The 12450-nt window shown below is 66.6% G+C and carries 12 protein-coding genes, 1 tRNA gene and 1 pseudogene; 6 read left to right on the top strand and 8 right to left on the bottom strand.

Going from position 1 to position 12450, the window contains the following annotated elements; all coding sequences use genetic code 11:
* Window positions 1-32: 32 nt before the first annotated feature.
* Window positions 33-790, bottom strand: a protein-coding gene (locus CXY91_RS06900; protein WP_100959932.1) for an IS5 family transposase whose coding sequence is annotated in 2 segments (ribosomal slippage) — window positions 33-457 and window positions 457-790 — 759 coding nt in all. Because the reading frame shifts where the segments join, the coding sequence is not laid out codon by codon here.
* A 62-nt stretch (window positions 791-852) separates the two neighbouring features.
* Between CXY91_RS06900 and CXY91_RS06895 the strand changes: the two are divergent.
* From CXY91_RS06895 to CXY91_RS06885, 3 genes and pseudogenes are all read left to right on the top strand, one after another.
* A pseudogene (locus CXY91_RS06895) lies at window positions 853-1575 on the top strand (beta-keto acid cleavage family enzyme); the annotation flags it as partial.
* The gene (locus CXY91_RS06890; protein WP_100959926.1) at window positions 1575-2603 is read left to right on the top strand and encodes an SMP-30/gluconolactonase/LRE family protein; all 1029 of its coding nucleotides are present in this window, start codon (window positions 1575-1577) and stop codon (window positions 2601-2603) included. The pseudogene CXY91_RS06895 and the gene CXY91_RS06890, both read left to right, overlap by 1 nt.
* Window positions 2604-2636: 33 nt before the next feature.
* Window positions 2637-3845: an ABC transporter substrate-binding protein gene (locus CXY91_RS06885; RefSeq protein WP_100959924.1), complete on the top strand. Its 1209-nt coding sequence runs from the start codon at window positions 2637-2639 to the stop codon at window positions 3843-3845.
* A gap of 9 nt (window positions 3846-3854) precedes the next feature.
* On the opposite strand, the gene CXY91_RS06880 is transcribed toward CXY91_RS06885, so the two are convergent.
* The 4 genes from CXY91_RS06880 to CXY91_RS06865 form a co-directional block, all read right to left on the bottom strand.
* A complete protein-coding gene (locus CXY91_RS06880; RefSeq protein WP_100959922.1) occupies window positions 3855-4604 on the bottom strand; it encodes an ABC transporter ATP-binding protein in 750 nt (249 codons plus the stop codon).
* Entirely contained in the window at window positions 4580-5458 is an 879-nt protein-coding gene (locus CXY91_RS06875) for an ABC transporter permease (RefSeq protein ID WP_100959920.1), read from the bottom strand. Before CXY91_RS06875 ends, CXY91_RS06880 begins: the two co-directional genes overlap by 25 nt.
* Window positions 5459-5461: 3 nt before the next feature.
* Window positions 5462-6475 carry an ABC transporter substrate-binding protein gene (locus CXY91_RS06870; protein ID WP_100959918.1) on the bottom strand — a complete coding sequence of 338 codons (1014 nt, stop codon included), beginning with the start codon at window positions 6473-6475 and terminating at the stop codon, window positions 5462-5464.
* A 70-nt stretch (window positions 6476-6545) separates the two neighbouring features.
* Window positions 6546-7892 (bottom strand): LLM class flavin-dependent oxidoreductase, encoded by a 1347-nt coding sequence (locus CXY91_RS06865; protein ID WP_100959916.1) that lies wholly within the window; start codon window positions 7890-7892, stop codon window positions 6546-6548.
* 509 nt (window positions 7893-8401) lie between these two features.
* Here CXY91_RS06865 and CXY91_RS06860 point away from each other — a divergent pair.
* A complete protein-coding gene (locus CXY91_RS06860; RefSeq protein ID WP_100959914.1) occupies window positions 8402-8602 on the top strand; it encodes a hypothetical protein in 201 nt (66 codons plus the stop codon).
* A gap of 102 nt (window positions 8603-8704) precedes the next feature.
* Here the strand turns inward: CXY91_RS06860 and CXY91_RS06855 are convergent.
* Together CXY91_RS06855 and CXY91_RS06850 are read right to left on the bottom strand one after the other, a co-directional pair.
* Window positions 8705-8780, bottom strand: a tRNA-Ala gene (locus tag CXY91_RS06855).
* A 189-nt stretch (window positions 8781-8969) separates the two neighbouring features.
* Window positions 8970-9374 carry a TIGR02300 family protein gene (locus CXY91_RS06850; RefSeq protein ID WP_091835185.1) on the bottom strand — a complete coding sequence of 135 codons (405 nt, stop codon included), beginning with the start codon at window positions 9372-9374 and terminating at the stop codon, window positions 8970-8972.
* Between the two features lie 194 nt (window positions 9375-9568).
* On the opposite strand from CXY91_RS06850, the gene cmk reads away from it, so the two are divergent.
* Both cmk and CXY91_RS06840 read left to right on the top strand, forming a co-directional pair.
* Window positions 9569-10243 (top strand): (d)CMP kinase, encoded by a 675-nt coding sequence (gene cmk, locus CXY91_RS06845; protein ID WP_248307384.1) that lies wholly within the window; start codon window positions 9569-9571, stop codon window positions 10241-10243.
* 182 nt (window positions 10244-10425) lie between these two features.
* A complete protein-coding gene (locus tag CXY91_RS06840; RefSeq protein WP_091836049.1) occupies window positions 10426-11244 on the top strand; it encodes a DUF1194 domain-containing protein in 819 nt (272 codons plus the stop codon).
* Between the two features lie 3 nt (window positions 11245-11247).
* Here CXY91_RS06840 and CXY91_RS06835 read toward each other — a convergent pair whose 3' ends face one another.
* On the bottom strand, window positions 11248-12444 hold the full coding sequence (locus CXY91_RS06835; RefSeq protein ID WP_100959912.1) for a multidrug effflux MFS transporter: 1197 nt from the start codon (window positions 12442-12444) through the stop codon (window positions 11248-11250).
* Between the last annotated feature and the right edge of the window lie 6 nt (window positions 12445-12450).

The raw sequence follows: 12450 nt of genomic DNA, 5'->3' as shown, positions 1-12450 counted from the left end.
AGCACCGGGTCAAAGCCTTCTAGGGTCCGGACTCACAACCAATAGCTGACGGTCGCGGCGATGCAGACGGCCGCGAGGAAGTTGACGGCGTTGCGGTCGTATCGGGTTGCGACGCGGCGGAAGTCCTTGAGGCGGCAGAACATGCGTTCGATGGCGTTTCGATCTCGGTAGAGGACGGGCGAGAAGCAGTTCTTCCAGCGCCGGTTGGCCTTGGGCGGGATGTTGGGCATCGTGCCGTTCTCCTCGACCTGGCGGCGAATGGCATTGCTGTCGTAGCCCTTGTCGCCATGGAGGATTCGAGCGGCCGGCATCTGCTTCAGCAAGGCCGATCCGGCCGTGCAATCAGCGACCTGTCCGCCGGTGAGCAGGAAGGCGATGGGCCGGCAGTCGCGATCGGTCAGCGCGTGGATTTTGGTCGTGCGCCCGCCGCGCGAGCGGCCGATGGCCTGGTTACGTTCCCCCCTTTTCCGCCCGAGGCCGAGCGGTGCGCCTTCACGGCGGAGGAGTCGATGAGCACCTGGGCCGGGGGGCCGCCAGCGCTGGCCAGAGCATGGAAGAGATCGACCCAGACGCCCTTGGCAGCCCAGCGGACATAGCGGTTGTAGAGCGTCTTGCGTGGCCCATAGTCAGGCGGCGCATCGATCCACCGCCCGCCGGACTTCAGGACATGAACGATGCCGCTGATCACGCGGCGGTCGTCAACACGAGGCTTGCCGCGCGTATCCGTCGGCAGATGCGGCTCGATCCGAGCAAATTGCGCGTCTGTGAGCCAGAAACGATCCCGATTCATCCGTGCCTCCTCCCGGAAGCCGTGAATCACGCCGAGCCGCCAAAGCCAACTACTTTATGGGTCCGAGCCCTAAGCAGGCGACCGATGCGGTCGTGAACATCACCACCGGCGGCGGCCTGACCATGACCGTCGAGGAGCGCCTCGCCGCGCCGCTCAAGGCCGCGCCGGAGATGTGCTCGCTCAATATGGGCTCGATGAACTTCGCGCTGCACCCTCTCGCGGAGAAGTACAGGGACTGGAAGCATCCCTGGGAGCAGCCTTATCTCGCGGGTACCAAGGACTTCATCTTCCGCAACACTTTCGGCGACATCGAGCGCATCTACAAACTGCTCGGCGAGGGCCACGGCACCAAATTCGAGCACGAATGCTACGATGTCGGGCACCTCTACAATCTCGCTCATTGCCTGGATCGCGGCTGGTTCCGGCCGCCGGTCTTCCTACAGTTGATCTTCGGCATCCTCGGCGGCATCGGCGCCGATCTCGACAATCTGATGTTCATGAAGCGCACCGCCGACAAACTGTTCGGCAAGGACTACCACTGGTCGGTGCTCGCGGCCGGACGCCACCAGATGGCGTTCTGCACGCAGGCTGCGATGCTCGGCGGCAATGTTCGCGTCGGGCTCGAGGACAGCCTGTTCATCGGCAGGGGCAAGCTCGCCACGTCCAATGCCGAGCAGGTCGCCAAGATCCGCCGCATCGTCGAGGAGCTCGGCTACGAGATCGCGACGCCCGATGAGGCCCGCGCGACGCTCGGCCTCAAGGGCGGCGACCGCGTGAACTTCTGATGTCACCCACCCCCAACCCGCTTGACGGCTTTGCCATCGATCCCGCCGCGATCACCTATGTCGGCGAGGGCCTGCAGCGGCCGGAGTGCATCCTGGCCGAGCGCGACGGCTCGCTCTGGTCAGCCGATGCGCGCGGCGGCGTCGTCCATATCCGGCCGGACGGCACGCAGCTGCTGATCACGCAGACGGCGAGCCGCGGCTTTGCCGAGGCCGCCGACGAGGAGGCGCGCTTTGTCTCCGGCACCTTGCCGAATGGCCTTGCCTTCGCCCGCAATGGCGATGTCCTCATCTCGAATTTCGGCACCGACCGGCTGGAGCTGATGACTCGCTCGGGCGAGACGCGCGTGCTCGTCGACAGCATCGACGGGCAGGCGATCGGCAAGGTCAATTTCGTGCTGCGCGACAGCAAGGACCGGATCTGGTTGACGATCTCGACGCGGACCAGGAACTGGATGCGGGCGATGAGCCCCAATGTCCGCGACGGCTATGTCGCGCTCTATGATGGCGGACGCCTGCGCATCGTCGCCGATGGCTTCGCCTTCACCAACGAGATCCGTCTCGATGCCACCGAGGAATGGCTCTACGTCGCCGAGACCTGCGCCTGCCGGGTGACGCGATTGCGGGTCGGGGCCGATGGCAGCCTGACCGACCGCGAGATCTTCGGCCCGAGCGATCATGGCGCCTTCATCGACGGCATCGCGTTCGACGCCCATGGCAATCTCTGGGGCACGCATGTGATGCTCGACCGGGTCTTCGCGATCACGCCCGAGGGCGAGCTGCGCATCCTGCTCGACGACGATCGCGGCAGCACTGCCGGCAAGGCGCTGATGGCCGCCTTTGCTCGCGACGAGGCAACGCCCGAATTGATGCTCGCCTGCGGCGGCACGATCGCCCCCTGGTTCGCCAGCATCACCTTCGGCGGCGCGGACCTTCGTACCGCCCATATCGGCAGCCTGCGCGGCAGCCGCATTCCCAGTTTCAGATCACCGGTCGCCGGCCTGCCGATGGCGCACTGGCACGACCGCTAGCCACGACAAACGACAAGCACGGGAGGAATTCACATGAAGGCTCTGGTTTCGGCGCTCACTCTGACCACCGCATTGCTCGGAGCACTGCCCGCCGCGGCCGAGATCTCGGACGGCGCCGTCAAGATCGGCGTGCTGACCGACATGTCCGGCGTCTATTCCGACATCACCGGCAAGGGCTCGATCACGGCCGCCCGCATGGCGGTCGAGGACTGCCTGAAGGCCGAATGCCAGGGCATGAAGATCGAGATCGTCTCGGCCGACCATCAGAACAAGGCCGATATCGGCTCGGCGATCGCCCGCGAATGGATCGACCGGCAGGGCGTCGACGTCCTCGCCGACATGTCCAACGCGTCGCTGCAGCTCGCCATCCCGCCGTTGCTGAAGGACAAGAACCGGGTCGGCCTCTTCCCCGGCGGCACGGCCCGCCTGACCGGCGATGCCTGCCAGCCCGACCATGTCGTCCAGTGGATGTGGGACACCTATGTCCAGGTCGCCGGCATCGCCAATCACCTGACCAAGCCCGGCACCAAATGGTATCTGGTCACCGCCGATTACGCGCTCGGCCACCAGCTCGAGGCCGATGCCAAGACGCTCGTCACCGCCAAGGGCGGCACCTATGTCGGCTCTGTCCGGCATGCTTTCCCTGCGGTTGATCTCTCCTCGCAGCTGCTGACGGCGCAGGGCTCGGGTGCCGACCTGATCGCGCTCGCCAATGCCGGCGGCGATACCGTCGCCGGGATCAAGACCGCCCGCGATTTCGGCATCGGCCAGGACAAGCAGAAGCTGGTCGCCTTCTTCCTGACCGCGATGGACGTGAAGAGCGTCGGCCTCGCCTCGGCGCAAGGCACGATCCTGACCGAGGGCTTCTACTGGAACATCGACGAGCGCACCCGCGCCTTCTCCGAGCGCTTCAAGACGGCGCATGGCGCGGTGCCCTCGGCGATCCAGGCCGGCGTCTATTCCTCGGTCCGGCACTATCTCAAGGCGGTCGTCGCGGCGAAGTCGGACGAGGCCAAGACCGTGATCGCCAAGATGCGTGAGGTCCCGATCGAGGATGAGGTCGTTCGCAACGCCAAATTGCGCGAGGACGGGCGCATGGTGCACGACTTCTACGTCTTCCAGGTCAAGAAGCCGGCCGAGTCGAAGGGCGAGTGGGACCTCTACGACCTCGTCGCCACCATACCCGGCGACCAGGCCTTCCGCCCGCTCGCCCAGAGCGCCTGCCCGGCGATCAAGAAGTAGCCTGGTTGCTCAGGCGACGCGGCGCAGCTCCTCCTGGGTCACGCCGAGGCTCGTCAGCAATTCGCTGCGCACCTCGGCGAAGCGCCGCTGCCGCGGCCCGGCCTCGGACGGCAGGTCGATCTTGAGGTCGACGGTGAAGCGACCCTGGTCGAGCACCAGCACGCGCTGGGCGAGATGGATCGCTTCGTCGACGTCATGGGTAACGAGCAATACCGCTGGGCGATGGCGGGCGCAGAGATCGAGCAGCAGCGCCTGCATGCGCAGGCGGGTCAGCGCATCGAGCGCGCCGAATGGCTCGTCGAGCAGTAGGAGTTCCGGCTCGCGCACCAGCGAGCGGGCCAGCGCCGCGCGCTGCTGCTCGCCGCCGGAGAGCTGCATCGGCCAGGCCCTTGCCCGCGCCGTCAGCTCGACCTCGGCGAGAGCGTGCAGAGCGCGCTCGCGCGGCGTCGCGCCCTTCAGCCCGAGCGAGACATTGTCGACGACGCTTTTCCAGGGCAGCAGGCGCGCATCCTGGAAGACGACCGAAACCGCGTCGGGGATGCCGAGCCGGCCGGAGCCTGGCACGCCATGATCGAGCCCGGCGAGCGCCCGCAGGAAGGTGCTCTTGCCGGAGCCGGAGCGGCCGAGCAGGGCGACGAACTCGCCGCGGCCGATGTCGAGATCGACATTGTCGATGATGGTGCACTCGCCATAGCGGCGGGTCAGGCCGCGGACCGCGACCACGGGCTGCTGGGTCAGTCGGCCAGAATCTTGCGCCATGGCAGAGCCTTTCGGGTGATGAAGCGGACAAGCCAGTCCGAGCTCAGGCCGAGCGCGGCGTAGACGGCGAGACACAGGATGATGACCTCGGTCTGGCCATAGGTGCGGGCGAGGTTGATCATGTAGCCGAGGCCGGAGGTGGCGTTGACCTGCTCGACCACGACGAGCGCAAGCCAGGAATAGGTCACACCGAAGCGCAGGCCGAGCAGGAAGCCGGGCAGCGCCGCCGGCAGCACGACATGGCGCAGGAACTGGCCGTTGGAGAGATCGAGCGTCTCGGCCAGCTCGATGAAGCGGGCATCGGTCGAGCGCAGGCCGTCATGGGTCTGGATATAGATCGGCGCGAAGGTGATCAGCGCGATGGTAAGGATCTTCATGCCCTCGCCGATGCCGAACCAGAGCATCAGCAGCGGGATCAGCGCCAGCGCCGGAATGGCGCGCTTGATCTGGATCGGGCCGTCGACGAGGTATTCGCCGATACGGCTGAGGCCGGCGATGACGCCGAGCGAGGCGCCGGCGACGATGCCCCAGAACAGTCCCCAGAAGGAGCGCTGGAACGAGGTCCAGAGATTCTCCTGCAGGCGCCCGTCCTGGATCAGCTCCCAGCCTGTCGTCGCCACCGTCCACGGCGCCGACAGGATGCGGTCGTCGATGAAGCCCGTGGCCGAGCCGATGCTCCAGAGGATCAGCAGCAGGGCCGGGCCGAGCGCGGCGCCATAGGGGATCGGCCGGCCCGGGCCGAGCTTGCGCCGGCGGCGCGGCTTGTCGACCGCACCGTTGGTCTGGCCGCGACGGAGCCGGAGCCAGCCCGGGTCGACGGCGCCCTGTCCGCCGGTGAGCGAGAGATCGGCCATGGCTCACTCTCCCTGATAGGCCGCGCCGGCGATCCGCTCGAAGCGTTGGTCGAACAGCGTCGCGGCCTTGAGCACCGGCTTCTTCAGTTCGGCAGCGAGGAGATCGATGGTTTCCTGCTGGCGCTCGATCGCCCCGTTCCAGTCAAGCGGCACATCGGGATCGCCATTGGATTCGACCAGGAAGCGCCCGGAATCGGGCTTTAGCCCCTGGTCCTTGACGTAATAGCCCTTGATCCATTCCTCGGGATGGGTCTCGATCCATTTCGCGGCGCGGCCCCAGGCCTGGACATAGGCGCGGATCGCCGCCGCCTTGCCGGGATCCTCCAGCGAGGCCTTCACCACATAGAGATAGGCCGGATCGTCGCGCAGGCCGTGCGGCAACGCCTTGGCGCCGTCCCGCTCATAGTTCTGGACGAAGCGCTGCTTGTTCGCTTCGGCGATCGGCGCGGCGTCGACCAGCTTGCTGGCGAGGGCGTTGACATAGGCGTCGCCGACGCTCGGCAATTCGACGAGCTGGATCTCGTCATGCCTGAGGTTCAGCTTCTTCAGGACGCGCAGGACCAGCGCGCCCTGGGCCTGGCCCGGGCTGAAGGCGATCTTGCGCCCCTTGATCTCCTCGAGCTTGGTGATGCCGGAACCGGGGGCGGTGGCGATCACATAGATCGGATGGCCGATCGGATCGCGCCGGAACTTGGCGGCGACGATCCTGACCTCGAGTCCGGTCCATTGCGCGTGGATCGGCGGGATGTCGGCCACCGAGCCGATATCGAGCGCCTTGGCCCGAAACGCCTCGATCGTCTGCGGGCCGCCGGAGATATTGGCCCATTCGACCTTGAAGGGCAGCTTGGCAAGCTCTCCCGACAGGGTGAGCGCGACCTTGGTCTGCGGATCGCCGATCACCAAAGTCGTGCCCGGCGGAACCCGCTCGGGAAGTGGCGCGCTCTCCGCCAAGGGCTGGGCTGCGGCCGGGCCGACCAGCAAGGCGGCCGCGAATGGCAGGACGTAGCTGAATTTCATCGGATGTCCTCTGCGGGGCCTGGCAAGGCCCGTCGCGTCATGGCTGGATTGGAAACCTCCGCAGGCAGGCTCAGGCGCTCTGGCGCTGCTCCGTAGCGAAGACGCTCTCCGGGCGCGGCAGCCCGTAATGGTCGCGCAGCGTCGTGCCGGAATACTCCTGCCTGAACAGGCCGCGCTTGCGCAGGATCGGCACGACTTCGGCGACGAAGCTGTCGAAGCCGCCGGTGAGATAGGGCGGCATGACGTTGAAGCCGTCGGCAGCGCCCTGCTCGAACCAGGTCTGGATCTCGTTCGCGACATGCTCGGGCGTGCCGACGACGACGCGATGCCCGCGCGCTCCGGCAAGGCGCCGGATCAACTGGCGGATCGTCGGGTTCTCGCGGTCGACGATGTCGACGACGAGCTGGAACCGGCTCGCCAGTCCCTTTGGTCCATTGGTATCGATGATGTGGCGCGGCACCGGCCCGTCGAGATCATAGCCGCCGAGGTCGACGCCGATCATCCGCTTGAGCTGGTCGAGCGAGGCGGCCGGCTGGATCAGATCGTCGATCTCCTGCTCCAGCCGCTTCGCCTCGGCCTCCGTAGAGCCGAGGAACGGGCTGATCCCCGGCAGGACGCGCAGATGGTCCGGCCGGCGGCCGAGCGCCACCGCACGGGTCTTGATGTCTGAATAGAATTCCTGCGCGCTGGCAAGCGTCTGGTGCGCGGTGAAGATCGCCTCGGCGAACTGGGCCGCGAAGGAGCGGCCATCCTCGGAGGAGCCGGCCTGGACATAGACCGGCCGCCCCTGCGGCGAGCGCGAGACGTTGAGCGGCCCGCGGACGCGGTAATGCTTGCCGACATGGTCGATGCGATGAACCTTGTCGGCATCGGCGAAGACGCCGCTTTGCGCGTCTGCGACGAGGGCGTCGTCCTCCCAGCTGTCCCAGAGCCTGGTGACGACGTTCAGGAACTCGCGGGCCCTCTCGTAGCGCTCGCCATGCGGCGGATGCTCGGGCAGCCCGAAATTATGGGCGGCCCCGGCATCGCTGGTGGTGACGATGTTCCAGCCGGCGCGGCCGCCGCTGATGTGGTCGAGCGAAGCGAACAGACGGGCGAGGTTGTAAGGCTCGTTATAGGTGGTCGAGGCCGTGCCGATCAGGCCGATCTTCTCCGTCGCCGCGGCAATCGCGGTCAGCCAGGTGATGGGCTCGAAGCGAACGCGCGAAGAGTAGCGCACATTCTCCGGCAGCGAGGGCCCGTCGGCGAAGAAGATCGCGTCGAACTTCGCAGCCTCCGCCTTCTGCGCCAGCTCCTGATAGTAGCGGATGTCGAGCACGCGCGCCGGCTCGGACTCCTTGTAGCGCCAGGCCGCCTCATGGTGGCCACCAGGATAGATGAACAGGTTGAGCGTGAGCTGTCGGCCGGCACTGGACATCGCGCACCTCGCATGGAGCGAATGATCTGGCGGGATGCGAAGCGTGCATCCCTGGTCATTCACGATGGCGGCCAGCAGAGCAGGTGGTCAAGAGAAGTGTTTTTTAAAAAGAACGGTTCGTTCGGGAAATTATTACTCGATTTCCGCACTGTCATTTTGAAAGATTGATGCGACCGACAGAAATAAATAGACTGAATTCACTTCAGAATTTGGGATTTTCATCGCTCATTACGCTGAAGATTCAAAAGGATATTCTCATTTCGGGGCCGCACGCGTCCTGAAAGCAGGGTGCATGCGGTCCGCCGGCAGTACGAGTCGATGGATGGTGTTCGTGTCTCCGTTCCGAGCACACCTGCCCCGAGCTCGGCTGACTCCTCGGAACCACGACGGTTGCAGTCCTCCGCAGTTCCTCACGGAATCCGTTGATCGACGCCATCAGGGCAAAGTCGCGTCTCGGCACGTGACTTCGCTGGCGCATACCGGCAGGATCGCTCCAGTAAGGAGTTCTCATGACAAAGCTCTTCGCGGCCGCGTGCTGCCTGTTGCTGGCCGGCTGCACCGCGACCGGCATGTCCGCGGGCATCGATCCGATGCAAAGCGATGGATCGCGCTATGTGCCGGCGGATGTCGCGCCGACCTACGCACCGCCAGCCGACGAGCGCGTTACCTCGACCTGTGCCATGCGCGGACAGAGCGTCGTCTGTCGTTGAGCGGCGAGCGCGCCCGGATCGACCGGGACACCGTCAAAACGGAAAAGCCGGCCTCAGTCAGAGCCGGCACCGGTCGTTCGCAAATGTCGGTTAGGAGAGATTTGGTGGAGCCAGGCGGAATCGAACCGCCGACCTCTTGAATGCCATTCAAGCGCTCTCCCAACTGAGCTATGGCCCCACTTTGCCGGCCTTCTTGGGGAAAGGCCGGGAAATCGTCGCTGACCGAGGGCTCTTTCGAGGCGGTCCGCGTTCGTCGCCGCAGCGACGAAGCGCTCTATAGGCAAGCTTGCGCCAAGACACAAGCACTGATGTCACGTTATCGTCGCGCTTTTTTCAGGCGCGCGATTTGACGCGATCCTGCCGTTGATCAGGCGTCTTCGTCGCCTTCGATGTCGCCATCGATCAGGTCGGAGACGTCGTCGTCGCCTTCCTCGTCCTCTTCCAGGAAGGTGTCGTCGTCATCGCTGGCGTCGCCGTCATCCTCGATCTCGATGTCGTCGTCGCTGGTGACCACCGGCTCCTTCTCGGCGGCCTCGGCATCGGCGTCGTCGAGCGAGACGAGTTCGACCGCGCCGTCGGCGGCCTCCGTCTCATCCTCGTCGTCCGCCTGCTTGGCCGCTGGAGCTGCCGCCGCCTTGGCCTGCGGCTCGAACAGCGAGCGCGGATAGGATTGGCCGGTATAGGGCGAGACGATCGGATCCTTGTCGAGATCGTAGAATTTGCGGCCCGTGACCGGGCAAACGCGCTTGGTACCAAGTTCCGGTTTCGCCACGGCGTCGGACCTTCAAGTTCGTACAGGGTTCGTAAAAAGCAGGGGCGTCCGTTAGTCGGGCGAAGCGTCGCTGTCAAATATTGATTTGGCTGCCGCGCAAGCTGGCGACGCCGGGCGCAAAACCGCTTCGCATCGGTGCACCCGGTGCTTTAGAACTCTGCCTTCACCAGCGCACTGACGAAAGACCGAGAATCGTGCCCGCGACCCAGCCCTCCGCCTCTCCGACCCAGCAGGCCGACGGGCTGGTCATCGCCGTCGATGGGCCGGCAGCCTCCGGCAAGGGCACCCTGGCGCGCCGGCTCGCCGCCCATTACGGCCTGCCCTATCTCGACACCGGCCTGCTCTACCGCATGGTCGCCCGCACCATGCTCGATGCCGGCGAGGCGCTCGACGATGCGCAGGCCGCAGCGGCGAGCGCGGCCGGCTTCGACGATGCTGCTATGGACGAATCGCGGCTGCGTGGCCGCGAGATCGGCGAGGCCGCCTCGGTGGTGGCGGCGATCCCCGCCGTCCGGCGGGCGCTGATCGACCGGCAGCGCCGCTTCGCCGCGGCAGGGGAAGGGGCGGTGCTCGACGGGCGCGACATCGGCACGGTGATCTGCCCTGAGGCGACGGTAAAGCTCTTCGTCACCGCGACCCCCGAGGTCCGTGCCGCGCGCCGGCACAAGGAGCTGGCGGGGCGGGGCGAAGCCGCTACGCTCGACGGCATCCTCGCCGATATCCGCCGGCGCGACGCCAGGGATTCAGGCCGTGGCGATGCGCCGCTGAAGGCGGCTGAGGATGCGGTGCAGCTCGACACCTCGGCGCTCGGCGTCGAGGAGGCCTTCCAGGCGGCGCTCGCCATCGTCGAGGATCGCCGGCGCGGATAATCCCATCGCGGTATCGCTTTGGGCAGGCCGATGCTCACTTTTCCGGCTCATAGTCGCGTTTTCGTGCTTTGCGCGAATCGAAACCGAGCGCAGACTTCGACGACATTCGTTTGAAGCCTGCCTTCGCCCGAAACCATCCTCCTTTCGGCGTCACGCTTCGACGACAGATGACGGAGGTTTCGATGCGGCGCTGGCTGTTCGGTCTCTTTTGTCTCGCCGCCGCCGGCGCCTGGCCTGCATCGGCGCCCGACGCGCAACAGGCCAGCGCGCCGCCCGAAGAGGTCGATGTCGCCCTCGTGCTGGCAGTCGACGTGTCCTATTCGATGGACCTCGACGAGCTCGCTTTGCAGCGCAACGGCTATATCGAGGCCTTCCGCTCGAAGGTGCTGCATGATGCCATCGCCAAGGGCGCGATCGGCAAGATCGCCGTCACCTATTTCGAATGGGCGGGCGGCGATTTCCAGCACATCGTCCGCCCCTGGACGGTGATCGAGACCCCGCAATCGGCGATCGCCTTCGCCGAGGAGCTCGGCGAAGCGCCGACGCGGCGCGGGCGGCGCACCTCGATCTCCGGCGCGATCGATCTTGCCGTCGCCCTGCTCGAGAAGAGCAATGTGACGCCGCTGCGCCGCGTCATCGACATCTCCGGCGACGGCGCCAACAATGACGGGCGCCCGGTGACGGCTGCCCGCGACGCTGCGCGCGACAAGGGCATCGCGATCAACGGCCTGCCGGTGATGCTGAAGCAGGCGAGCTATTTCGACATCGACAATCTCGACGTCTACTACGAGGACTGCGTCGTCACCGGCGTCGGCGCCTTCGTGATCCCGATCCGCGAACGCAACCAATTCGTCGATGCGACCAGAACGAAGCTGGTGCGCGAGATCGCCGAGATGCCGGCCTCTGGCCCGGATGCCCTGATCCAGAAGGCGCAGGCGAAGGCGCCGCGCGTCTCCTGCATGCAGGGCGAGCGGCAATGGCGCGACCGGATGGGGAACTGACGCTCAGGTCTTGCCAGCGCGGATTGCGGCGCTGACGCGGAAGACGATCAGCGTCGCCACCCCGATCACCGACATCACGGCAGGCAGCGGCAGGGCGCTGCCCTTGAGAAGATGGCCGACCAGCAGGCCGACACAGGCCGCAAGCAGCATCTGGCAGAGGCCGGTCAGCGAGGACGCCGCGCCGGCCCGGTCCGGGAAGGGCATCATCGCCGACGCCTGCGCCTGCGGCATGACGAGGCCGACGCCGCAGGCATAGAGCGCCATCGGGGCGACGACCCCGAACGGCCCGCCGAAGCCGGTCGCGACGCCGGCCAGCATGGCGAGCCCGCCGGCGGCGAGGCAGATGACGCCGAGCCCGATCACGCCGTCGAGGCCGCGGCGGCCGACCAGGCGCTGCGCGATGATCGTGCCCAGGATGAAGCCGAGCACGGCGCAGCCGAAGGACAGGCCATAGGCGGGCGCCGACAGGCCGTAGACCCCCATCAGCACATAGGACGAGCCGGAGATGAAGGCGAAGAGTCCGGCATAGGCCAGCGAGGTCAGCGCGACATAGACGCGGTAGGCCGGGTTGCGCAGCAGCAGCCTGTAGCCGCGGAAGATCGCCGGCAGCGACAGGCCGTCGGGCGAGCGCTGGCGCAGGGTCTCCGGCATGATCGTCGCGATGATGGCGAGCATGGTGAGCGCGAAGACGAGCGAGGCCAGGAAGGTCGAGCGCCAGCCGAAGGCGTTCTGCAGCAGGCCGCCGACCACGGGGGCGATCGCCGGGACGAGGCCCATGATCATGCCCATGCGGGCGAGTTCGCGGCCGGCGCGCGGCCCCTCATAGAGGTCGCGAACCATGGCACGGCCGAGCACGATCGGCCCGGACGCCCCGACCGCCTGGGCGAAACGGGCGCCGATCAGCGCCTCGATCGAGGGCGCGAAGGCGCAGGCGAGCGTGGTGGCGATGAACAGGCCAAGGCCGATCATCAGCACCGGACGGCGGCCGAGCCGGTCCGAGAGCGGCCCCCAGATGATCTGGCCGGCGGCATAGCCGAACAGGAAGGCCGAGAGCGTCGCCTGCGCGCCGGCGAAATCGGTACCCATCACCCGCGCGATCTCGGGCAGCGACGGCAGATAGAAATCGGTCGAGAGCGGGCCCAGCGCCGTCAGCATGGCGAGGACGGCGGTCATCGCCAGCGTGTCGGGGCGCAGGGGCATCGGGGC

Source organism: Allobosea sp. FBZP-16 (genome assembly GCF_002831785.1).
GTDB lineage: Bacteria > Pseudomonadota > Alphaproteobacteria > Rhizobiales > Beijerinckiaceae > Allobosea > Allobosea lupini.
This window is presented reverse-complemented; position numbering and strand designations above follow the sequence as displayed.

Excerpts from the sequence above, each read along its gene's own strand:
- CXY91_RS06890 (WP_100959926.1), top strand. The coding sequence starts at position 1,575 with ATGTCACCCACCCCCAACCCGCTTGACGGCTTTGCCATCGATCCCGCC.
- CXY91_RS06860 (WP_100959914.1), top strand. The coding sequence starts at position 8,402 with ATGACAAAGCTCTTCGCGGCCGCGTGCTGCCTGTTGCTGGCCGGCTGC.
- CXY91_RS06880 (WP_100959922.1), bottom strand. The coding sequence starts at position 4,604 with ATGGCGCAAGATTCTGGCCGACTGACCCAGCAGCCCGTGGTCGCGGTC.
- CXY91_RS06870 (WP_100959918.1), bottom strand. The coding sequence starts at position 6,475 with ATGAAATTCAGCTACGTCCTGCCATTCGCGGCCGCCTTGCTGGTCGGC.
- CXY91_RS06875 (WP_100959920.1), bottom strand. The coding sequence starts at position 5,458 with ATGGCCGATCTCTCGCTCACCGGCGGACAGGGCGCCGTCGACCCGGGC.
- CXY91_RS06835 (WP_100959912.1), bottom strand. The coding sequence starts at position 12,444 with ATGCCCCTGCGCCCCGACACGCTGGCGATGACCGCCGTCCTCGCCATG.
- CXY91_RS06840 (WP_091836049.1), top strand. The coding sequence starts at position 10,426 with ATGCGGCGCTGGCTGTTCGGTCTCTTTTGTCTCGCCGCCGCCGGCGCC.
- CXY91_RS06865 (WP_100959916.1), bottom strand. The coding sequence starts at position 7,892 with ATGTCCAGTGCCGGCCGACAGCTCACGCTCAACCTGTTCATCTATCCT.
- CXY91_RS06885 (WP_100959924.1), top strand. The coding sequence starts at position 2,637 with ATGAAGGCTCTGGTTTCGGCGCTCACTCTGACCACCGCATTGCTCGGA.